Raw genomic sequence first — 23,086 nt, forward strand, 5'->3', positions numbered from 1 at the left:
CCCTTAACTTCAACTTTGGTTTTTCAGACGAAAACCTTTCACTGACACCCTTCCGCCTTAAAATCCTTCGTCAGCTTATTCAACGCCCGCTTCTCTATCCTGCTTACATAGGACCGGGAGATGCCGAGCTTCCGGGCGATTTCCCGCTGAGTCTTGCGAATGCCGTTCACTAAACCGAAACGAAGCTGCAGTACGTTCTTCTCCCGGTAACTTAGCTTCTTGACCTTTTCCAGAAGCCTGCGCTGTTCAAACAGGCTCTCCACAGTATCAAGAACAATTTCCGATTCTGTTCCCAAAACATCAATCAGGGTTATCTCGTTACCTTCTTTATCAACACCGATAGAGTCGTAAAGGGATACCTCAACCCGGTTTTTCTTGGTTGCCCGCAAGTGCATAAGGATTTCGTTCTCGATACATCTGGCAGCGTATGTAGCCAGGCGGGTTCCCTTATACCTGTTAAAAGTGTTGATGGCTTTAATCAATCCAATGGTACCAATAGAAATCAAATCATCGTTATCATCCAACGCACCGTCAAACTTTTTAACAATATGGGCAACCAGCCTCAAATTACGCTCGATCAGAACATTTCTCGCCTCTTCATCGCCTTTTTCCAACAGTTCCAGATACTTTTGCTCTTCCTCTTCACTTAAAGGTTGAGGAAAGGTGTTATTCGAAATATAGGATACCAATAATAATAAAGCGTTCAGAGCGCCCAAAGCAATTGCCGTCCACAGTCCCGATACCATAAAAAAGCCCCACCCCCAAAATATTCTCATCGAACCATAACTCCATCAATTTAATTTTATTCTGTCAGTAAGGGAATGGTGCCAGTCTTAGCAGTGGTAATTTTTTATATTATAAATAAGTCCGGATCATATTGAAATCAGTTATTTTTTGTATTATACTCCAATCAAATATGCATAGGTGATTCGTAGGGGGGCGGTTAGTCTGCTTTTGCTGAGTATCTTTGAAATAATAGGAACAGTAGCCTTTGCAGTTTCCGGTGCTTTAACAGGCATTAAAAAACGCCTGGATTTTTTCGGGGTGTTGATGTTAGCCATTACGACGGCTATCGGCGGAGGTATAGCCAGGGATTTAATTATAGGCAATACCCCGCCTCTGGCCTTCAGACATCCCATTTATATCACCATTGCCTTAGTTTCCACCGTTGGTGTTTGGATTTTTTACAGGTACTTATTCCGTTTAACCAATGTTATCCTGATATTTGATGCTATTGGTTTAGCCGTATTTACGGCCAACGGGGCGCGTCTTGCCTTTGCCGGCGACTACGCCTCCCTTTCAGTGGCCGTTTCCCTTGGCGTGTTAACAGGAACCGGAGGCGGCATCCTGCGGGATATCTTTGTCCAGGAAATACCCATGGTTTTCAGGAAAGAAATCTACGCCACAGCATCCATTATCGGAGTCTTGGCCCAGTATTATTCAAGGATTTTTTTCCATGGAAGTTGGCCGCTCTATATCTGTTTTGCGACCACTTTATTAATCAGACTTATCGCCATGAATTTCAAGATGAACCTGCCTGTACCAAAGATTAATAACAGAGATGTTAATAACAACTTTTAATTTAGCTGGGTCCCTTTACCATCTATCGTAATGGACTCTTGTTTCATCGTACCGTTCGACCGGCGGTTTCTCTTCTGCCGGGTAACCGATAGAAACAAGGGAAAAAGGGATAATATTATCGGGTATATTGAGGAGTTTTCTCAGACCTGTCATGCGTTCTTCGACCGGATAAATACCCAGCCATACGGCGCCCAGTCCTTTGGCCTGCACAGCAATGAGGATGTTTTCTGTTGCTGCGGCGCAATCCTGTACCCAATACCCTTTAAACTTTTCCAGTTGTTCATCACCGCAGACCAGGATAGCCAAAGGAGCTTCTTTAAGCATATGGGCATAAGGGTGAAATTCCGGAACTTGGGTCAGGATTTGGCGATCTTTAATAACTATAAAATGCCAGGGGCGTTCATTACCCGCTGATGGCGCGCTCATCGCCGCCCGCAAAAGGTCTTTCACAGTGTCGTCCGGCACAGCATCGCCCGTATATTTTCGAATACTCCTGCGCGAAAAAATAGCTTCCATTGACATCCCTCCACGCTTTTGTTTTTACAATTTATAATTAGCCGCAAATTCCGTGTCCCCTGCCTGAATAGAAGATTTTTCTGCCCTGTTAACCCAGATGCTCTCTATATGCTTTGATCCCTTGTTCCAAAGTATCAGCGCACTCGGGATACTTCAGAAATTCAGAATGTACCATGGCAAAAGCCCGCCGAAACTCCGGATTATCTTTTAAAGCTTCCGTCGAAATTTCCAACAGCATGGTAGCACTTTTGACCAAATGATCTCTTTTTGCCGGGTCTGTCTCCCTGATTTCCTTTACCAATTTCTCCAAAATACCTGTTGCTGTATCTAATAACAAATTTTTCACCTCGGAAACAGTGTTCCCCAACCGGTGCCTGAACATGCATTACGCAGTGTTTTAATCTACACACCTGCATGGGGTACGACGGATTACCTCTTTTTCAATGTAGCCCAGGGCAGTACTTCGGGGTCCTCTGTAAAAAAGGGGCACAGTTCCTTATAAAAGGTTCCTACCTGTCCGGAACAGCCGTTTTTAAAGTTTTCACATTGTTCACATAAGATGCAAGCTTCCCAACACATAATATCATCTCCCCAAGTTTTTGGTTCTAGATGTTCTTTTTAGTATATTGTATGATGTATACCAAATTAAAATCTATTTTTTTAAATAAAAAATATAAACTTTCACGAAAAGTGAAAGTTTTATTTTAGCTCATAAACAAGAACTCTATCATTTGCCCGGTCCGCAACACAGAGCACATTGCCTTTTAAAGCTATATCATTAGGAAAATTCATCTGGTCGTCGCCTAATCCCCGGCTGCCAAAAACGGCCTTTTCCAATACATTTGCGCCATCGGTTCTAAATGCAGATACCCGATGACTAAAAGTTTCAACGGTAAATACGATGTCATCAAAAGTTACAATCCCTCGCGGCATGTTTAAAAATAATACCCTGCCGTCCTCTTTTAAGATACCTTTAAACTGACCGTTTAAATCAAACACCTGAATCCGACCATTGTTGGAATCGGCTACATAAATCAGTTTCTTTTTTTCATTAACGGTTATGCCGTTAGGATACAGCAAATTCCCTTCCCTGCTTCCCGGCACTCCGAAGTATTTAACTACCTGGCCCTTGGGGTCAAAAATAATAACCCGCTGATAAAAAACATCGGTAACATAGAGGGTACCGTCGCTGGAACAATACAGGGCAACCGGTATCATGGCTCCAATTTGCCTGCCTATTTCCGGGCTGACAAAGGTCTTTCTAAAATCACCTTCCAGAGAAAAAAGTTGTATCCTGGAATTTTTGCTATCCGCCACGAAAATACCTTCCGGGCCAATAACCAAATCGGAAGGTAGGTAAAACAATTCCCTGCCCCCGAAACTTTTTTTAAATTTACCTTCCTTATCAAAAATTTTAATCTGGTTGTTCAGGGTATCGGCAACGTAAATGTCGCCATTATCGGCAACATCAACTGCCATGGGTTCCGATAATTTATAAGGCCCGGTACTACCGTCGCCCCCAATAGTAAATTTATATGCCACCTCGGGCAATCTTTGTCCAAAACCTGATGGGGAAGAAAAAGTTTGCTCAGATTTGTTGAAAATTAACCAGGTAATAAACCCACATACAATTGTTATTCCAACTGCCAGAAGAAGAGATATCTTCAACTGCCTCTGTCTATCTGTCATTTTTTCTCCTCCAGGCGCCTCAGTGCTTCCCTGACTTCCCCATAATCAGGCACATACCTCAACGCCAGTTTATATGCCGCCTTTGCCTTTTCATACTGTTTCAAGCCCACGTAGCTGTCGCCCAATCCCTTTAAAGCGCTTGCCGATGTAGGTTCCAGTTTCCAACATTTTTTGAAGGTCTGGCGTGCTTCTTCATAATTTTCTGATTTAAGGTTAACTTCGCCCAGTTGTAACAAAGCTAATGTATGGTTTGGTTGCGCTTTTAAAATTTTATCCAGCTCGGCCCTGCTTTTCTGCCACTCCTCCCTTGCAAAATAAACCAATGCAAGGTTATAGTGAGCTGTCGAATCATTGGGATTAATCTTCAAGGCAGCTTTAAAACAGGTGATAGCATCCTCATATTTTTTTTGTTCAAACAATACCCGTCCTAAATTGGTATAATGTACGGGATTGTTTGGCTCCTGTTCTATTAACCCCTTGTAATAATCGATCCTTTTTTCTCCTTGTGTTTTTGTCCAACATCCAGTTAAAAGAAAAAAACATATAACTGATATTAAAAATATTAATGCATTTCTTTGCAGTTTCACTCCCTCCCGACTGAACCTTTTATATTTTGTTTTTTCTCCGTTTTTTAAAATATTCCTTTTTTGTTTTCCAATATTACATTATATGGTATAATTTTACTAAGTACTGATTCGGTAAAATATTGCACAAAGGAGAAAAGACGATGAAAATACGATTACTGTCCCTTTTTTTCCTTTTAATTTTATTTGGTTTAAGTAATAGGGCTTTTGCTGCCACAGACTGTTCTGAATGTCATCACGTGGACTTTCAGACGGAACTGATCGACAGAAATTCTGTATGTACCCTGTGTCATAACGGCCACACGACCTGGGATACCCCCAATTCCATCAATGCCGGTTTTGACAGCCTCCATATTTACCACCACAAAGGAGGCGACTGGTACCGAACCACCGAACAGAAAACAGGCTGTGCGATTTGCCACTACACGGACCTGACAGACACCGTACGCAGGGTCTGGTGCAAAGCCTGTCACACCAATGTCACCCATGAGTCCCACGGCAACCAGTCGGTTACTGACTGGGCCACCGACGGTAAAACCGGCGTGGCGGGAGACGACCACGGTTACATTCAGCGCAATATTTCCTGCATCAGCAGCAATTGCCACGGCAATTACGGCGCAATCGTCAAGAAACCTTCCTGCCAGAACTGCCATACCGACCCCCACGGGGAACCAAGAACTGCCCAGGATGAATTCGGTGTCACTGTAACGCCCAATACCGATCCATCGTTTTCCGACATCTCCGTCAAATGGAAATATCAGGCCGGCGACAGCCTGAAAAAAAGTTTTGACGGACTGAACTGGAACAATCTGAACATAGGCTCGCCCGCTCCGGGCAATTATTTTACCTATACTGACACAGGTGTGAAAAACTGGAGTATTGTTTACTACAAGGTTGTACATGCCGACGCCACAGAAACTTACTTTCCGGTTTATCCGCCAGGTTCTAACGCTCATATAAATTACCTGGACAATACGCAGTTGTGTGCTTCCTGCCATGTGACGCATTCCGCCGAGCAGGCCAAACTGCTCAAGGAAGCCACCGTTGAAGACCTGTGCCGGACCTGCCACGGCCTGGCTAATACAGGCAGCAGGTATAACGTGGATACAGGCGAAATAGTTGTCGCCGGCTCAATAGATGCTGACGGACGGATTACAGCCATCTCTTACGCCAAATCCAATTCGGGAGCTTTTGGCATTGAGTCAGGCGGGAAACTGTACGCCGGCAATCACGCCAATACGTGGAACGGCGCGGAAGTTACCTCTACCCATAGCGTCAGCAGTTTTAATACCAGTATTGCTCCGGGCGGGGGGCATAACCAGATCCGCCTGACGTGTACAAGCTGCCACAGCAGCCACCCCAAAAAGAATGCCTACCGCCTTCTGAAAATCGGAACAGTACAGGCTTTTGCCGTGAACCCAAATGCAACTGAGGAAAAGGTTAACTATATTAAAAACATGAATGTAGGCTGCGGCTGTCACAAGGACTATATAGTGCCGGAAAATTCAGGCCACATATCCACAAAAAATTATTACCGACATGCTGTTGGTGTCGCCATCAAAGGTCCCTATGCCACGGTTAATACCATTACCTATGAACCCTGGTCGTTGACCACGGACCTGCCCACCGAATACTATGACCAGCAAAACAGGGCCGTTGGGACATTATCAGGTTCGGCTCCGGTTCAGTACGTGGAAAACGGGGCTATACTCTGCGTTACCTGCCATTACGCCCACGGAACGGTAGCTACCGGAACGAATGATTCACACTATGATTTAAACGGAGACGGGTTACTCAACGACAAATCAACCATGCTCAAGAGAGGCGATAATATGGAGGTTTGTCAAAACTGCCATAAAAAATAGTTTGTCAAAACTGCCATGCAAACGGCATGCATTTTTCCACTGTTACCAGCGAATTTCAAATGCTTTGGAGTTGACTTGGCGTTTGGTTTGTGTTAATATAATACTTGTCAATTGCCCAGATAAGGTGGCGGCATGGCCAAGTGGCTAAGGCAGAGGACTGCAAATCCTTTATCCCCGGTTCGAATCCGGGTGCCGCCTCCAATTTTATATTAGTTGACAGTTAACAAATGACAGTTAGTAGTTACCTCTGATGAGGAAACTTTAAACAACTGTTAACTGTTAGCTGTCTACTGTTAACTAAAAATGCCCGGGTGGCGGAACTGGCAGACGCACAGGACTTAAAATCCTGCGGGACCTAAATCCCGTACCGGTTCGATTCCGGTCCCGGGCACCACTTGTGAAGAGGCCTGAGAGGGCTTTTTTTATTTGCAAATGCAGGCCAAAGCTGCACAATGCCTGGGCAGGTGGCCAACTGCGTCTGTCCTGTTTGCCGATGAATTGACGTTCTGCGCTCATAAAAAACCTCCCTGAATTTATATTTCCAGGCCTGTTTAATTTGATAATCCTTCTATACGAACATACCTTTTAAAGCCTCATCGGCAAGGTCCAGAGTAATTTGGCTTTGTTTAACCGAAGCAAAAAGAATTATCCTGGTTAAGGCCCCCTCCAATTCCCTGGTGTTCGAATGAAATTGATCAGCTATGTACGTAATTACATCACCGGGGACATGTACATTTTCTGCTTCGGCTCTTTTCCTTAAGATTTCTGTCCGGGTTTCCAGGTCAGGCGGCTGGATATCTGCAATTAACCCACCCTCAAACCTTGAGCATATACTTTCATCCAATCCAGGCAATTGCTTTGGAGCTTGTTTTCCGGCCCCGATAATCTGTTTGTTAGCTTCGTATAAAGCATTAAAAGTATAAAAAAATTCCTCCTGGGTCCTTTCTTTACCCGCCAAATAATGAATATCGTCAATTATAAGTATATCCATATTTCTATACTTACTTCGAAACTCTGCCGTCCGGTCGTCCCTAATGGCGTTAATTAACTCCATCGTAAATGCCTCCGCGGAAATATAAGCAACCCTGGCGCCGGGATTATTCTCAAGGGCAAAATTGCCAATCGCCTGTATTAAATGCGTTTTACCAAGCCCAACCCCACCGCAAATAAAAAGAGGATTATAAACTTTGGCCGGGGATTTTGCTACTGCAAGTGCCGCCGTATGAGCTAACCTGTTATTGTTGCCAACCACAAAGGTATCAAAGGTGTATCTGGGATTAAGACGGGTCGGCGGTGCAGAAGGATTAATTTCCGACTCTGACATTTGTTCACCTGTCTCAGGGAAAATGAAAGAAAGCTCCACTTTCAGATTTGCTGCTTCTTTTAATGCATTTTTTATAAGATTATAATAGCGGGTCTCTAGCCAATCCCTGGCAAATGCGTTAGGGACCCGGATGGTCATTGTATGATTATTGATATCGACCGGTTCAGTGCTTTTAAGCCACGTTTCAAAAGATGGTTTGCTTACTTGTTTTTTCATTATCGACAACGCATTCTGCCATAATTCACTCAGGTTAATACTTAACATCCCTAACCCAACCTCCATAAAATGGTTTAAAAAATGTATCCCAGCGGCCCCTTGCCAATTATTATTTTCTCAGACTTAAAAGCGTAATTACCGGCTTGGTAGCTGTCCGTATGCAAATATACAGCTTCTATCTGTAACCCACTGTAGGTATAAAATGAAACAGTGACAGACCCCTTTTCTTCAATTACAACGGGGCGCCATTCCTCGGGATGTACCTCCAGCCACGGATAGTGAGGATCACTGCCCAATATGGTGTGGGTGCTCCAGGAGCACCCGTGCCACCTGGCACCGAATTCCCGCGCCTCCCGGGCAAAGAGGGAGGCTGACAAATAGGACCAGGGAGTTCCATCTCCCTCAATAGCCTCCATGAAATTATCCAGCGCTCCCGGAGGTTTTGGCGGCTCCAGGAAATGGCCCCTCATCCGCTCACATTCTTCAGGCTCCGGAAAAGGTGCCTTTTCCGGCATTGCCCAGACAAAACCGTTGCCGTTTCCCCCTTCCCTAAATTGGTAGGCGCGTAAAATATACCCTTCTTTCATGCGCAAAGATGAAAACACGGCAAGCAATCTCATTGGGTCCACAGCGCTTTTGCTCCAACCGTTCGGGGGGATAAGGTCGTCTTCTCTCGCTTTAATTGCCCGTTCGCGCAACTGTTGTACTTTTTCGATAGGGAAAACCGTTTTTGTGTTCATTGGTCTGGCCTCCCTGTTGCGGGTAATCTTGCATTGCTGTTCTACGTGATTCTGTCATTCATAACAGTAATCATACCAGGCTGGTGAAGCCCCGTAGATTTTCTCTAATCTTGGGACCAACCGAGCTTCCAGGTATTCGGTTATCCTGGCGGCATATTGAAAATAACGCTCCCTATCCAAAGCATCCCGAATTATCCACCCTGAACAGCCATATAGTTTATCTGCCGGAATGGTTACCAGCAGCCCTTTTTCCCAAAAGAGGCCTTTTAGCTTGAATGCAAACCAAAAGGCTTCCACCCCGCAGGCTCCTGAAAAATCCAGTTCAATATAATTGTTATTAATGGTCCTTTTGACCACCCCTTCAAAACACCCCTCGGTAAAAGACCGTATATACCGGTACCCCCTGGGCGTAAAGACAGTGCTTAGTAATGACCTCGTTGAGCCGGTAAAGAAGGTCCCGTCCGGGTATTTCTTCTCCCCGCAGATGGGAGTAAGCTGATAAAGGAACATAATATCTTTTATATGATAGCCTAAATAGCTGTCAATTTCGACCAATACCTGCTGGGCCTGCAATTCCCGTTCTTCCAAGCGCTTTCTTTCCTCCTCTTCCGGCACAACCCAAAGCCTTTGATAAGTGACTTCTCCCAATTCTTCAATATAACTATACACTTTAGCCGGCAGGTCAGGCATATGCTCGCTGTCTGGTGGAGGAACCTCTGTTTCAATCACGATACGAGTTCCCCATTGCCAGTTATGGTCATTTACCTGGTAAGCCCATAAAATAATTGACGAAACATAAAATTCATGCAGCCAGTATAAGTCTGTCCGGTCCGGCAGATGCCACCATTGCGATAACCTGAGAGGATTAACATGTGCTCGGCTTTCAAACCAGTCAATGCCGCTAAAAACAATCATAACCCTACGAAACGGGAAACGCTGCGGTAGGCCTTCCGCCACTTTCTTCAACGCGTCTTGGAATTCAGACGCCGCGCCGCCGTTTGCTAAAAGGTGTTCCATATTGGAAAAAACACTTGTTTCTCTGATACATTCCTCGTCAAAACAACGTTCTACAGGGCAGTCCTGGTCGTAGCATTCCAGGTATTCTTTCACAATGGTTTCGTAATCCTTCAACACTGAAATATCTTTTTTCAGGTTTGAAGCTGCTTGTCCGGACAGTCTGTCAACCAGTTTAAAGAAAATACCGCTATCTGTTCCGGCAAGCTTATAAAAAAGCGCCTCTACCCTGTTAAAACAAGCTGCAAAGGACTTGTCCATATCGTTAGGCCTAATGTCAAAACAACGGAAAATCCTCACATTATCACAACCACTTCCATTGGAACCGGGGTTTTTGTTACTCATTTTTTAATTAATTCTCTCAAACTGCAAACTTACGTAAAACTCTTCTCCTCGTTCCTCAAACACCGGTTCAATACCTACGCTTTTTTTCATTTCAGATATTACCATCGGAACCCCTCTACCCAGCCTGTCAACATACCTGAAGTTTTCCATGTATTTCATTAGAAAAGGGTTCCGGGAAAAAGATACGCCGGTTTTCATTTTCTCAACGGTAACAGTATTTGGTAATCGGCCAGGACTGATAATCTCCAAACGATCAACAAAGACAAAAACCCTTATCTTTGAACCGGAAATACTGTAATTCCTGTGAACCACAGCATTAACCAGTACTTCCCTGATAACAACATCAGGAATCACAGGTTTATCTTCCCTTTTTAAACCTTTTATATCAGAAGGCACCCTCAAACTTGTTTTGATAAGCCGGCTGGTAGTATCAACAACTTCGTCAATGGTTCCTTCAACATTCTTTTTATCCAATAACTTTGAGGATATTTCGTTTCCGTCGTAAACTGCAAATGATACTCCTGACTGAGGCAAATGTTTTTCCGGATTTTTCCCAAAAATTAAAAGCCCACCGACTGTACAGTATTTAACCCCCTCAACTTCGGTCATAATATCGGAGTTCAACAGTATTTTTTCAGCATCATCAGGCAACATTTCATCCAAGTCAAACTGGTTGAAGTCGAGATAGTATTTACGGATTTTATTCATATTAAGGTCCTTTTTAGAAGTATTATAAACAGGGGAAGTATCAAAGTGGACCAGACCGGACATCTGAAAAAGGCGTGCCAGCTCTTCCTTACTGACCAGCCGCTTCGTTGTTCCCACCCTGATGTAGAATCGGCCGGAAGATGTTTGATAGGGTTTGTTAACTCCCTTGGGAACCCTCAGTACTACAACACATTTTCCCTCATCTACCCTTATTCTTTCAAAATGCGGAATAACTGCCGGAATTACACTCTGGGAACATATATTCATTAACCATTCTTCAATATCCGCACGTGTTGTGCCAATAATCTGCCCATCGTCTTCAACTCCCAGAAGGATCATGCCACCCTCGGTATTGGAAAATGCGACTATTTCTTCTGCTAAGTCAGTATTCTTTACAGTATCCCTCTTAAATTCAACAGCGGAATTTTCTCCGTTTGTTATTATTTCCAGTAATTCCAGTTTAGTCACCCTGCGACCTCCTAAAAACCATATTTTTGTTTTCTCAGTTGGAATGCCTGTTTGCCACCCTCCAAAATCTGTTCTACAGGTTCTTTTATCTGATTATCATCAATTGAACCTGTAATACTGACCTGCCCTTTATCATTCGACGCCTGCAAGACTATTATCTGTTCAGCATCCCCCAACACAGGGATGTTGGCGTTATGGGTAGCAATTATAAACTGCCTCTTCTCTTTTTCTTTCCGCAAAGTCTTTACGATTTCATCATATACGAATTTATTATCAAGATCGTCTTCTGGCTGGTCAATTAAAAGCGGCATCTTATTTTTTAATAGGATTAAGGTCAGTATTGCTGTACACTTCTGGCCTATTGATAATTTGTCTATTGCTTTGTATACCGGGTTTTTGCCTCCCACATTTAATTCAATAGTTATTCTGTCCAATACCTTATAAGTTTCGAGCGCAAATAATTCTGTTTCATCAAGGCGGCATAAATTCTGAGAATATCCAGGGCTCAAGTTATATTTTTCTGTCACCTTTTCCGGCCCCAACCGGATGGTTTTTACAAATTCAAATAAATTGAAATCATCCCTGGTAACCAAGTTTCTTAGCACTTCGCGAGGTATTTTAGTCTTAAGCTGAGACATATGATCTACCAGAAATTCTTTACAGCCTTCATACTCAACCGATATTTTTAATACACCGGCCAGTTTTTCCGAAAGTTCCCTAACCTTGTCCACCCTCACCGAATGTTGTTTTCGCCGGTTCTCCTGAAGTTCGGTAAGTTTCACTTCCCTGAAAATTTTTAGCTGTCTAAGCTGTTCCCGATATTTTTCCAGTTCCTGATTCAGAGGCAGTAACTTGGTAATTTTCTCCTCGGTTGCCACATATTCATGCGGGTCAAAGGGGGTATTCCGAGCCTGAAGCTCCCGCAACAACTCATTGTATTTTTCTTCCTGCCTGTCAAATAATTGTTTCCATCTATTTTTAATCCCTTCCACTTCTTGCTTGCTATGGACAATCTGCCGTTCAAGTCCGGCTAAGGTTGAAGCAATACCTTTGTTGAGATTCGCCAGCAAAGTTTTTACTTCCGACAACAGCTGAGCATTGGGGAGTTTCTCCAGGTCCGCGGCCTGAATTATTTCGGGGTTTATTTCAAGTTCGCTTTTCACTGCCTCAAGGTTCCTCAGGCACTGTTCAATTTCCTGCTGAACCCTTTCAAACAAAATTTTCTCCTTGTCGTAAGCTTTTTTTTCAGCAAACTTATCAGCAACCCGGTATTGTTTTAACCTTTTTATGGTTTCCTGAAGCCTGGGCAGTTCAGAAAGCCTGGCCTCGACCCTGCAAATTATATCAGATGTTTTCTCAATGTTAACATGGTTTTCACGTAAAAGTTTAAGTATCAGTCTTTCTTCTTCTTCCAGATTATCCAACTCTTTCCTGTAAAAACTATCCATCAGGCTAAGCTGAAAATCCTCATGCCGGGATATTTCGTAAATCTCCTTCTGGCCAAATATCTCAGGGGCAAACACATCACCCGGCGCCAAACCGGGAATAACTTCGCCGGAACTGTTGCTTACAACAGGGCCGTAAGGGTACGTCCTTTCAATGAAATATTTTGTTCCGTGCTCATCTTCTACAGCCACTGTAATTTTGGAGCCAGGCTTAAATACATCTCTAAGCAGGCTGTTGAAAGCGTTCTTGTGATCTTTTCCAATGGGTTCCTGTCCAAAGGCGTACCGTATTGTTTCCAGGACAAAAGACTTCCCTGTCCCTTTCCCGCCAATTAGGCAATTCAGGTTATTGTTGAAGTGAATACCGGTTCCTCCAAGGAAGGCACCGCCTTCCCATTTAACCCCCAGGATTTTGGGGAAATAGAAATCGGTTTTTTCCACAGGCAGCCTGATCCGTGACCTCCAGTCCAGAAAAGCCTGTTTCAGTCCCTCGATAGTAAATGAACTTAACTTGATATAAGTAAACCTCGACCCTATAGCATCAATGGACCGGGCATCAGACGAATTCAGACAGGCAATGTCCCTGTTCTTATACTGAGGGTCCTTACCGTTGATTATGTTTTTTATCCCAGCCGACAATTCCTCCCTCCCACCAGGAATCTCCACTGCCAGCAAGTCGGGGTTGGTATAGATTTCGGCACAGGTATCCCCTTCACATCCCTTAAACAGTCCCGAGTTGTTGTCCACTGAATGGGCTGCTATACATATGCCGCCATATTCGTTTACTACCTCTATTACCTCATTTGCGGTTAATGAGGAAAGCAGCACATTTCCATTGTCCAACCTTTTATGCGGGGGTAAACCGGCAGCAGTCAGCATATGATCAAGCCGCTCAGTTGGAAAACTCGGGTCAAACAGGGCCAGTATATGAATACCTCTTTTTCCGTTATTAGTACTTATCTCAACTCCTGGGAAAACCACAATGCCTTCATTTTCAGCTACTCTTCTAATCATCTCCAGCCATGTTACATCATTATGTTCCGTAATAGCCACAATTTTAAGGTCCCGACTCTTAAACTGTTCCACGTATTTTTCGACAACAGCCAGCTTTTCTTTTTCAGAAGAACAGTTTAACCCGTTGAGTTTAAAATTCTTATCGACTGGTGTATGAATGTGCAAATCTGCCTTCACATAGTTAGCGCCATTGGGACTGTTTAAAAAATCAAGCACCAGGAACCCCCCAATCTTTTGGTTTGCAACTAAATTTTACCACATGACATTATAAGTAGCAATTGAACCAGAGAATATAACATTTTTCTACAACACCAGAAGGACCCACCCCAGAATCTTCCTCACCATCTTTTCAATATAACTGGCCCTGTCGTCTGCCTGAAACAAAATATTCAGCTTCTCCATCTCCTCCATGCTCAATTTTGTGCCGGTATTGATAATGTCTACGTAAAGGGTGTTGGCAATGACAAAAGCAACCGCACTACTTCACTATTTCCAGCAACTTCTCATAACTATTGACCACTTCATACTTTACATTACCGGTGCTAATGCTCTCAAAATGCTTCCTGGCACAATAAATTTTGGCCTTTTCAACTTCTCTTAATTCCAACGAATCCATAGAACCTTTTGTCTCTGCGACAAAATAAATATGCTTAACGTCACCTTGATTAAACACTATGGCCCAATCGGGGTTATAATCACCCACCGGGGTGGGAATGAAAAATCCCCGTGGCAGCTTGGCAAAAACACATACTTCCCTGCCGGTATCAAGTTCCCTGGCAAATTGTTTTTCTACCTTGGAATCCGTTAAAACAAAGTCATAAATATGTTTTTTGGCTTCGATAGCATCTGCACCAAGGTTCCCCTTCATATTGTTGAGGGTAAAAATACTTGTGTCAAAGGTATCGTTAACAACGTCATAGGTAATGTGTTCTATAATAGTAGTGGCTTTTTGCTCATTGATGATCCTTGCCGTGTTAATGATAAATTGTTCCGGATTCTTCCGGTACAATGCAAACTTAGCCGGGCTGATTCCGGTCAGTATCCTGACGATGGTTTTCCTGGTCAGCCTGGTCTCGTCAACCAATTTGCCAATAAGGTCATACTTGTGCTGGGAAATAGCATAGTTGTAAACGCTGTCCCCGTAACTTTCCTTAACTTCAAAAGCTTCGCCTTTCTTAAGCCGGTCCCTGGAATCAATCTTAGTCATTTCACCGTATTTTACCCGGAACTGAATGTCGGGTACAGCCAGTTTTTGATCGATAGCTTCGATACATTTTTTAACCAGCTCATCAGAATCAAACCTGACTGTATAGGCTGTTTTCCGGTTGATTATATTCCACAGGTCCTGAAATTCTTTTTTGTAGAAATTATCATTTGGTTTAAGTTCTTTAACATTTCCCTTACGCTCATCGCCAACCAAACTTGTTTTGTCCGGAGAGTATATTTCTTTTAACAGTTCGACTACCGCCTCGACATGATTCTTAAACTCTTCCGGAACTTCCACACTGTCTGTTTCCACTGCTGTAAAATAGTTTTGGGTCAGATTGTCATCTTCGTCAATGTAGTCCTTCTTGTAAAAAAATTTATTCAGCTTTTTGGCGAGATGCTCATCAATACGAATTGTCTCTCCCCGTTCATTGGTAACTGCCTTGTCAAGGAAGAACTGTATGTCAGCCTTCTGCGGCCGGTCTGCCAGAGTTTCGGCAATCTCTGCCTGGAGCTGCTTGGCAAACTGCTCATAAGACTCACTGGCTACAACCGTTAGAACATTGACATCATGCACGTCTATGCCGGGGATGCTGGAATCAATCCTTTCACCGTGCATATTAACACAAAGACGCAACCCCCGACCGACTTCCTGGCGCTTTTTTATGGTGGAATCACTGTGTTTCAAAGTGCATATCTGAAATACATTGGGGTTGTCCCAGCCTTCCCGCAGGGCGGAATGAGAAAAAATGAAACGGGTTGGTTCCTCGAAACTCAGAAGCCTTTCTTTATCTTTCATAATAAGGTCATAGGCATCCACATCATCTGATTCTGTTTCCCTGGCGGATACTTTGGAGTCAACAAGCCGGTTTGTTTTTTTGTCTATGGAGAAATATCCCTTATGGGTATCTTTAACACTGATACCCTGCAGGTATTTTATGTATGGGTCGTCATTGAACAGAGAAAGATATTCGTTAAGTATCCTGGTATATTCTTCCTCAAAAATCCGGGCGTATTCGCCGTTTAAGGCAGTGCCTTCCTTATCATACTGTCGGTACTTGGCCACTTCATCAATAAAGAAGAGAGAAAGGACTTTAATCCCTTTGTGAAACAGGTATTTTTCCTTTTCAAAATGGGACAATATAGTCTCTCTGATCTGGATTCTTCTGAAAGTCAGGTCGTGTATATCGCCCTGCACATCTCCGGCGGATAAAGTCAATCCGTTTAAAAAACTGACGGTGTTCTTATAACCGTTTACCTCTGAAACAACATAACCACGGTACTGTTCCAATCCCCCGGAAAGCTGATAGAGGTCGTCACCGGCATTTACCTTTAAGGGCACTTTCTTGATTCCCGCGCCCGTCTTTTTCTCGAATTCAATGCGGGCTACAGGAGGCTTCTTGCTGCTTACGTCAATGCCCTCAAGGTACAGGTATCCTTCGGTACCGGTAGAACCTTTTACTGAAATCCCCTTGACCTGGATTTTCTTGACCAGCTTTTTGTTGTAGGCATCAAGGGCATCAAGGCGATAAATTTTATTGTACTCCTGCCTGTGAGTAGCCGAGTAGCGCAAAGTAAACAGGGGGTTAAAGGCCTTTAACGCTTCTTTGGTCCTTTCACCTTCCACCGACTGAGGCTCATCAATTATGAGTATGGGGTTGGTTTGGGCAATTACATCAATAGGCCGGCGCGACTGGAAATCATCCAGTTCCATATATATCCTCCGGGCATCTTTGCCCCGGGCATTAAAGGCCTGGGAGTTGATAATCATCACATTAATGCCGGCGTCACTGGCAAAACTCTCAATATTATGGAGCTGTTTGGAATTATAAATAAAGTACCGCGCTTTCATGCCATAGTCATTCATAAAATGGTCTTCGGTAATCTGGAATGACTTATAGACCCCTTCCCGGATAGCTATAGACGGTACGACAACAATAAACTTGCTCCAGCCATATTTTTTGTTCAGTTCAAACATAGTTCTGATGTATGTATAGGTCTTACCCGTACCTGTTTCCATCTCAATGGTCAGGTTATATCTGCCCTCAAGTTTTTCCGAAACCTTCAATCCATTCCGCTTTTGCACCTTCTGAATGTTTGCCAGCACATCCTGGTCCGTAATCATCAGTTCCTTGTTCTTAAAACCAACAGCATCGGAATACCTGTCGGTAAATGCCTCAATTTCCATTTGGGCAATAAATGGCCTGTTCCCTCTGTCGAGAGTATATTTTGATACTGTATTAGGCTGGCCTGCAAAACAATCAACCACAGCATTGACGGCATCTATCTGGAACTGCTGGTGTTTAAATTTCAGCTTCATCATTTTCACCCGCCTAAAGTACCTTAATCTCCGTACCCGGAGAAATCATCTTGAATATTTCCTCGACATTTATCCGGTCGGCATCACTCGCAAAAGAACTGTCCCGGAATACCACTCTTAAGGGGTGTTCAGCAGCTATAGCCCGGATAACTGTTTCCGGCACCTGCTTATCAAAACAGGCCACCAGTGAGTTACCGGCTACAAAATGGACCTCACAGCCCTCTATTTCCCTTTTTTCCATGGGCAGCGACAGTTCCAGGCCGCATTCAAGCATTACCTGGATTATCAAGTCATCACCGGTCCGGTCTTCTTTAATGTTTGACTCTAAAGCAAACAAACTGTCTTGCTTAAGTTTGTCCGGAGTATAATACACGTCTTTCATATTGGAGGAATCCACGCGGAACACCCTGAAACCATAGTCAATGTCAGCGTTGGTCTCTTCCTTTATTTTCCTGGCAGCTCTCCTGATTCGTTCTTTGCCGATTTCGCAGATGTTCTTATAGCCTGCTTTGTAAGCTTCTGAGTTTTCAGCGGTTGGTTCAGGAAGTTGGACCATTATATATTTGCGATTACCTCCGTCTTCTGCATTAAGCTGCATGACGGCATGAGCGGTGGTGGCGGAACCAGAGAAGAAATCCAAAACTGTTGAATTTTTATCGGTCGAAATGGACATTATTTTTCTAATCATAAATAATGGCTTGGAATAATCAAACAATTTATGCCCGAATATATCCCGGATTTCTTCCGCACCCCTATCATAATTTATATCTTTTTCATCCCACAGACTCTTGACCTTTCGGGTTTTATCCTCAGTTAAATAGTCCTTTTGAAATATATCATACTTTATTTCACCGTTTTTCCCTCTGACTGTACGGACTGACAAGTATTCCATATCTTTAATAATTTTTTCCTTGCTCCAGCGCCAAGTTCCCAAAGTTCCATCTTCAAATTTTGGGATTATTTCAACCAAATTGTCTTTTACTTTTTCCAGATAAATTTTATCGTTGTCCACATCATAATATATGGGAAAATGCAGAGTAGGTGACTCCGCCGCTGTGGCCCTGCCGCCCCTAAGCCTCAAACCGATTTCTCTGTATTTGCCTTTTTGGTCCTCGCGGTTATACTCCCTGACCTGCTCCGGTGTCAAGCCGATTCCTTTTAAATTGCAGTTATCAATCTCCTTAGCATAAATCAATATATATTCATGGGTCGGGGCAATGTTACCGGTTGACTGCCTTCCTCTCGGGTTAGAATATACGACTATTCTGGAGACAAAATTTCTTTCGCCGAAAATTTCATCACATACTTTCTTTAAATTGTCTAATTCATTATCATCAATACTAATAAATATAACCCCATCATCCCTCAGCAGATTCCGAGCCAGCTTAAGCCTGGAATACATCATGGTCAGCCAATCACTGTGGAACCGTCCGTTTGACTCGGTGTTCTGAAACAACCTGTTGCCCTCATCATCCACCTGTCCCGAGTCCTCAAGGTATTCACCGTTTTCCTGTCTGAAATTATCCCTGTATATAAAATCCTTGCCCGTATTATACGGGGGATCAATATAGATGCACTTGACCTTGTTCAGGTAGGACTCCTGCAGCAGTTTCAGCACTTCCAGGTTGTCGCCTTCTATGTAAAGGTTCTGGGTGTTATCCCAGTCAACACTGTCCTCTTTAACCGGCCGCAAGGTCTTGTTAATAGGAGTATTAGCAAGAAGTATAGCCTCCTTCTTGCCCGGCCAGGTCAGTTGATACCGTTCTTTATCACCTTCAACTAAATCTGCAGACAGTTCCTGCCTCAGCAGGTCAAAATCTACAGCTTTTTTCAGCCTGCCTGTTTCGTCTCTGACCTCAGTGATTACATTGGGGAAAAGCTGGGCAATCTTGTCTATATTATCCTGGGTCAGGTCAACAGATTTCATTTTAAGCCTGTCCATGATTAGCCTCCCTGTTTGAGTTTCTCTAGTTCACGTTTCTTTTTCTGCAACTCCATGTTCAGTTCCACCTTTCGGTTGAACTGCCTTTCACTCTTTATCCTGGCTTCCAGCCTGGCACACTCCCTGGTAAGCCGTTCAATTTCCTCCTGTCGGTGTACCACATCGGCAAGTTCTTCCTCAGTACCCGTGTCAACTGACATCAGGCTTCTAATGAAGTTTTCATATACAGCTTTAAGGTCCAGGCCCTGCAATAAATTAACGGATACTTCGTTCACCGGCTGCCAGTCTGACTCGTAGTATGACCGGATAACGGACCGATCCTCGTCATTTCGGTTCCTTTGCTTATAAGCCACCGCAAACTTGGCAAGGTTCTGGTAAATCAGCACATGAATAATGGGATAAGGTATTGCCTTGTCAATGTTCTCCAGTATTTCCCTGGAGAGGTCCCGTTGTTTCAGGTGAATTTCAAAAACCTGTATTTCCTGCACATCTTCTGTTGGTTCAAGGTTGACAGTGTCTTTGGAGAGCTTGTACTTCCAGACAATATAGTCCACCTGTTCCACAAACAGGTCCTTCAGTTTGGTATTGGCCTTCAACTTCTCGTAAAACTTGTTCTTGGGTATCCTCCTGTTATAAAGGGTCCGATCGGGCAGGTTAAACACAGGCGCCACCTGCCTTGATCACTACAAAAGCAATCAATTCAAAGTCTTCCAGTCCCTTCACCGAATTTACAAGCGCAGTGGTTCCTCCGGCGGTAAACAGGGTGTCTATATCACTTTCCTCTTTTACATCAATTATTGACCTGATGGCGTCCTCTAAAAGCCTTGAATATCTGCTCATTTCACGCCCGTCATTTGTTTCCCGGTTAAAAGCCTCGTACGCTTCCCTAATAGGCTCAGGCTTGTTTTTGCATATTCCCCGTAATATATCCAACGTCTTTTTTACGTCCAGATGGTTAGTGACAACATTGCCCTCTTCGTTAATATAAACTAGGTAAAAAGGATGCAGCCTGTTTTGGTCGTTGATGTTTACCTCGTCATTAATATTCCGCAGTACAAATATAACGCCGGGGGTTATCCCTTTTTCCTCATCAGCCGTTACTACCGTATGCATCCCTAAAGGCACCTTATCCAGTTCCCCGTTTTCTTCCACATAATTCACCAGGTCCATTCTGAAATCATTTAGTCCCAGGTCAGTAATGGATACTCCGGTATTTAAATCGTCAAGGTCCACTACCTCCTGCTGGAGTTTTTGCAACTGCTGCTTCCTGTACTCCAGGTCGCTGGACTCGTTGGACAAAACATTATCTTCACCGGTGGCCGCCATATCCATAATTACCATCCGGTTTTCCACGCGTTCCTTCAGGTTTATGTATTCGTCCAGGGTCATGTTTGGCCAAAAATTAACCAGTTGGATAACATCATTTTTCGACCCAATCCTGTCAATCCGCCCGAAACGCTGGATTATCCTCACCGGGTTCCAGTGAATGTCATAGTTAATCAGGTAATCGCAGTCCTGCAGGTTCTGCCCTTCAGATATGCAGTCCGAAGCAATAAGCAGGTCCAATTCACCGTGCACATCCGGCATAGTCAGGTGTTTCTCCTTGGAGACCGGCGAAAAACAGGTTAGCAGGGTATTCAGGTCATTTTTCAGACCGGCATTGTTCTTATTCTGGTCATTACCCACAATTTTTGCGGTGTATAGTCCATACCGTTCTTTAATGTAGCCGGATAACTGGTTATACAGATAATCCGCAGTATCGGTAAAAGCTGAAAAGACAATGATTTTTTTATTTCCCGGATTGATAGGATTCCGGATCTTATTTTCAATGGTCTCCATTAGAGTAATCAGTTTGAGGTCATGTTCAGGTGTAACCTTTTCCATTTCCGCCATCAGTTCGGACAGGATAATATAATCGCTGGTCAGGTCTTCCTGCCAACGAAGCAGGTCCATGTCTGACAGGTTTATTTTCACAACATCACCGATACTGAAGTCTTCATCCAGCCAGGAATCATCATCCAGGTTGACGTCCTCGATATCTATGTATTTTATGTCCCTGGCATATCCGTCCTCCTGGAATTTTTTGATTAATGCCAGGGTAGTCTCTAATTTAGCCAGAATTTTTGACACGGTAATCCTGAAAGCGGCCACCGAACTCTCTAAACGCTTCAGTAAGTTGATACGCATCAGGACCTGTAAACTGCGTTCCCGGTCAACTTGTTTAAGGCTGCCGCTTTTTACTTCCGTATCATAGGCATTCTCGTAGAGCTTTACCCGGCTGGGCAGAATGTACTTGAACGGTGCATAAATACCCAGGTTAAGCCGCGACAAATCCCGGAATATTTCGTTATACCCTTTGACATCGCTTCTCTCGGTTAATTCACAGGATTTGTTTATCGGCTTCAGTCTTTTGGGGAATTGCCCGATATCTGCAGTGTTGTAATATCTCTGAATATGCTTTCTGGAGCGGGCTATAGTAAGGCTGTCCAGCAGTTCAAAAAAATCAAAATCCAGCATATTCAGTAATGTCTGGGTAGTCCGTTCAGCCACCGGCAGTTTCGACCATCTGGTAAAAGCCAGTTGAGCGCGTCTGAAAATGTCATTAATGCCCATCTCAGTATTAAGCTTCTTGTTAATTGCTTCCGGATTACCCTCGTAGGCCAGGGCCAACTGGTTTCTCAGGTCATTAAACCTGTTGTTGACAGGAGTGGCGGACAACATCAGCACCTTAGTTTTTACCCCGCTTTTTATCACCTTGCGCATCAACTTTTGATAGCGGTTTTCCTTATTCTTTTTCGCCTCATTGTTCCTGAAATTGTGAGATTCATCAATCACAAGAAGGTCATAGTTCCCCCAATTCAGCCGGTCCAAAGGTATACCGTTTGAATACCCTCGGTCCCTGTCAATATCCGTATGGTAGAGGACATCATACCTCAGCCTGTCTGCGTACAAGATATTGTTGGACAGGTTCTGCCTGTACGTCAGCCAGTTATCACCCAGTTTTTTGGGGCACAGGACTAAAACCGACTTATTGCGCAGCTCATAATACTTTATAACCCCCAACGCTGTGAAAGTCTTGCCCAGGCCGACGCTGTCGGCCAGTATACAGCCATTGTATTTTTCCAGTTTATTGATAGCCCCTATCATAGCATCTTTTTGAAAGTTATAGAGCCTTTTCCAAATCTCTGTTTCCTTGAAGCCGGTAGCATCATTGGGCAGTAAATCCATGCTAATATCTTCGAGGAATGCACTGAAAATGTTGTAAAGGATAACAAAATAGATGAATTCGGGAGAATTCTCCTTGTAAACACTGGTAACATGCTCCAGTACCAATGAGGTTACATCTTCAAGTTTGGTCCTGTCATGCCAAAGTGAATTGAAAAGATCAATATAAGCTTTGCTGACCGGATACTCGTCAATTTTATTGACCAAATTGGAAAGGGCGTTGCCCTTTTCATATCCCAGGTCAACAGTCGTAAAACCGTTAACAGGCATGTAAGTAAGGGTACTATTCTTGTTTTCAATATTGATAAAACCCTGTAAAGCGCCACTGGTCCGGTTTGATTTAAAAAGTACCTTTTTCCTAATCCACTCACTGCACTCCCTGGCAATGGCATTCTGGGTAAGCTCGTTCCTGAGCCTTATTTCAAATTCCGTACCGTACAGGCTTTTCTCCCTGGTGAGTTTTGGTATGTAAAATTCCCTTTTTTCCTTCTTAAAACTGTCCGCAATAAAGGTCGGAGAGGTAAAAATAAACCTGACCTCTTCCACCTTTTCAAGAGCATTTTTCAAACTTTCATAGGCATATATGGAGAAACACGAAGCAGCAATTGATACCTTTGAGTGCGGCTTAATAGTCAGTTTCAAATCATCGCCCAGCAGTTTGTCGGTATTACTGATGACTTCCATACAGAACCTTCTTTCTGTGTCCCTCAACTTTTATGCCAAAACACAATTTCAATGTGCTATCACTAATACTGCTGCAAAGATTTCACATACATATTGTCAGGTATTTTCGACAACATTTGCCACAATATAGAGAATACTCCTTGCTGTTGCCAAAATCCTTTTTAAAAGTGGATAAATAACCGTCAGCCGCCGCCCCTATG

The 23,086-nt window shown here is 43.6% G+C and carries 15 protein-coding genes, 2 tRNA genes and 1 pseudogene; 4 read left to right on the forward strand and 14 right to left on the reverse strand.

The genetic code is table 11. The features are described 5' to 3' along the window. Positions 1-38 precede the first annotated feature (38 nt). Positions 39-746: an RNA polymerase sporulation sigma factor SigK gene (gene sigK / locus ACSNJE_RS06485; protein ID WP_041587705.1), complete on the reverse strand. Its 708-nt coding sequence runs from the start codon at positions 744-746 to the stop codon at positions 39-41. Positions 747-954: 208 nt separating this feature from the next. On the opposite strand from sigK, the gene ACSNJE_RS06490 reads away from it, so the two are divergent. Next, positions 955-1,581, forward strand: a complete 627-nt coding sequence (locus ACSNJE_RS06490; protein ID WP_495252252.1) for a trimeric intracellular cation channel family protein — start codon at positions 955-957, stop codon at positions 1,579-1,581. Between the two features lie 15 nt (positions 1,582-1,596). Here the strand turns inward: ACSNJE_RS06490 and ACSNJE_RS06495 are convergent, their stop codons facing one another. The 4 genes from ACSNJE_RS06495 to ACSNJE_RS06510 form a co-directional block, all read right to left on the reverse strand. Next, positions 1,597-2,097: a nitroreductase family protein gene (locus ACSNJE_RS06495; RefSeq protein ID WP_013119973.1), complete on the reverse strand. Its 501-nt coding sequence runs from the start codon at positions 2,095-2,097 to the stop codon at positions 1,597-1,599. Positions 2,098-2,185: 88 nt separating this feature from the next. Then, positions 2,186-2,434 carry a hypothetical protein gene (locus ACSNJE_RS06500; RefSeq protein ID WP_474658431.1) on the reverse strand — a complete coding sequence of 83 codons (249 nt, stop codon included), beginning with the start codon at positions 2,432-2,434 and terminating at the stop codon, positions 2,186-2,188. 362 nt (positions 2,435-2,796) lie between these two features. Continuing rightward, positions 2,797-3,786: a 6-bladed beta-propeller gene (locus ACSNJE_RS06505; protein WP_495252253.1), complete on the reverse strand. Its 990-nt coding sequence runs from the start codon at positions 3,784-3,786 to the stop codon at positions 2,797-2,799. Next, positions 3,783-4,373 (reverse strand): tetratricopeptide repeat protein, encoded by a 591-nt coding sequence (locus ACSNJE_RS06510; protein ID WP_013119969.1) that lies wholly within the window; start codon positions 4,371-4,373, stop codon positions 3,783-3,785. The genes ACSNJE_RS06505 and ACSNJE_RS06510 overlap by 4 nt, the downstream gene beginning before the upstream one ends. Before the next feature lie 140 nt (positions 4,374-4,513). Between ACSNJE_RS06510 and ACSNJE_RS06515 the strand changes: the two genes are divergently transcribed. The 3 genes from ACSNJE_RS06515 (at position 4,514) to ACSNJE_RS06525 (ending at position 6,629) form a co-directional block, all read left to right on the forward strand. Continuing rightward, positions 4,514-6,235, forward strand: a complete 1,722-nt coding sequence (locus tag ACSNJE_RS06515) for a cytochrome c3 family protein (RefSeq protein WP_495252254.1) — start codon at positions 4,514-4,516, stop codon at positions 6,233-6,235. Positions 6,236-6,361: 126 nt separating this feature from the next. Then, positions 6,362-6,436, forward strand: a tRNA-Cys gene (locus tag ACSNJE_RS06520). A gap of 104 nt (positions 6,437-6,540) precedes the next feature. Then, positions 6,541-6,629 (forward strand) — tRNA-Leu (locus tag ACSNJE_RS06525). A gap of 189 nt (positions 6,630-6,818) precedes the next feature. On the opposite strand, the pseudogene dnaA reads toward ACSNJE_RS06525, so the two are convergent. The 9 genes and pseudogenes from dnaA to ACSNJE_RS06570 all read right to left on the reverse strand — a co-directional run. Continuing rightward, a pseudogene (gene dnaA, locus ACSNJE_RS06530) lies at positions 6,819-7,823 on the reverse strand (chromosomal replication initiator protein DnaA); the annotation flags it as partial. Positions 7,824-7,849: 26 nt separating this feature from the next. After that, a complete protein-coding gene (locus tag ACSNJE_RS06535) occupies positions 7,850-8,515 on the reverse strand; it encodes a hypothetical protein (RefSeq protein WP_495252255.1) in 666 nt (221 codons plus the stop codon). A gap of 54 nt (positions 8,516-8,569) precedes the next feature. After that, on the reverse strand, positions 8,570-9,874 hold the full coding sequence (locus ACSNJE_RS06540) for a hypothetical protein (protein ID WP_495252256.1): 1,305 nt from the start codon (positions 9,872-9,874) through the stop codon (positions 8,570-8,572). A gap of 3 nt (positions 9,875-9,877) precedes the next feature. Then, positions 9,878-11,050, reverse strand: coding sequence for an RNA-binding domain-containing protein (locus ACSNJE_RS06545; RefSeq protein ID WP_495252257.1), 1,173 nt, complete (start codon positions 11,048-11,050; stop codon positions 9,878-9,880). Positions 11,051-11,061: 11 nt separating this feature from the next. Beyond that, complete coding sequence (locus tag ACSNJE_RS06550; RefSeq protein ID WP_495252258.1) at positions 11,062-13,725, reverse strand: TrlF family AAA-like ATPase; 2,664 nt, start codon at positions 13,723-13,725, stop codon at positions 11,062-11,064. A gap of 262 nt (positions 13,726-13,987) precedes the next feature. Continuing rightward, positions 13,988-17,035 (reverse strand): type III restriction-modification system endonuclease, encoded by a 3,048-nt coding sequence (locus tag ACSNJE_RS06555; RefSeq protein ID WP_495252316.1) that lies wholly within the window; start codon positions 17,033-17,035, stop codon positions 13,988-13,990. Positions 17,036-17,048: 13 nt separating this feature from the next. Further along, positions 17,049-18,977: a site-specific DNA-methyltransferase gene (locus ACSNJE_RS06560; RefSeq protein WP_495252259.1), complete on the reverse strand. Its 1,929-nt coding sequence runs from the start codon at positions 18,975-18,977 to the stop codon at positions 17,049-17,051. A 2-nt stretch (positions 18,978-18,979) separates the two neighbouring features. Continuing rightward, entirely contained in the window at positions 18,980-19,639 is a 660-nt protein-coding gene (locus ACSNJE_RS06565) for a DUF4391 domain-containing protein (RefSeq protein ID WP_495252260.1), read from the reverse strand. Continuing rightward, positions 19,632-22,886, reverse strand: coding sequence for a helicase-related protein (locus tag ACSNJE_RS06570; RefSeq protein WP_495252261.1), 3,255 nt, complete (start codon positions 22,884-22,886; stop codon positions 19,632-19,634). Before ACSNJE_RS06570 ends, ACSNJE_RS06565 begins: the two co-directional genes overlap by 8 nt. Positions 22,887-23,086 lie beyond the last annotated feature (200 nt).

The organism is Thermincola sp. GK-1, assembly GCF_059412445.1.

Coding starts and splice junctions, on each gene's coding strand:
- sigK (WP_041587705.1), bottom strand. CDS start 746: ATGGTATCGGGACTGTGGACGGCAATTGCTTTGGGCGCTCTGAACGCT.
- ACSNJE_RS06495 (WP_013119973.1), bottom strand. CDS start 2,097: ATGGAAGCTATTTTTTCGCGCAGGAGTATTCGAAAATATACGGGCGAT.
- ACSNJE_RS06505 (WP_495252253.1), bottom strand. CDS start 3,786: ATGACAGATAGACAGAGGCAGTTGAAGATATCTCTTCTTCTGGCAGTT.
- ACSNJE_RS06515 (WP_495252254.1), top strand. CDS start 4,514: ATGAAAATACGATTACTGTCCCTTTTTTTCCTTTTAATTTTATTTGGT.
- ACSNJE_RS06535 (WP_495252255.1), bottom strand. CDS start 8,515: ATGAACACAAAAACGGTTTTCCCTATCGAAAAAGTACAACAGTTGCGC.
- ACSNJE_RS06540 (WP_495252256.1), bottom strand. CDS start 9,874: ATGAGTAACAAAAACCCCGGTTCCAATGGAAGTGGTTGTGATAATGTG.
- ACSNJE_RS06555 (WP_495252316.1), bottom strand. CDS start 17,035: ATGAAGCTGAAATTTAAACACCAGCAGTTCCAGATAGATGCCGTCAAT.
- ACSNJE_RS06560 (WP_495252259.1), bottom strand. CDS start 18,977: ATGGACAGGCTTAAAATGAAATCTGTTGACCTGACCCAGGATAATATA.
- ACSNJE_RS06570 (WP_495252261.1), bottom strand. CDS start 22,886: ATGGAAGTCATCAGTAATACCGACAAACTGCTGGGCGATGATTTGAAA.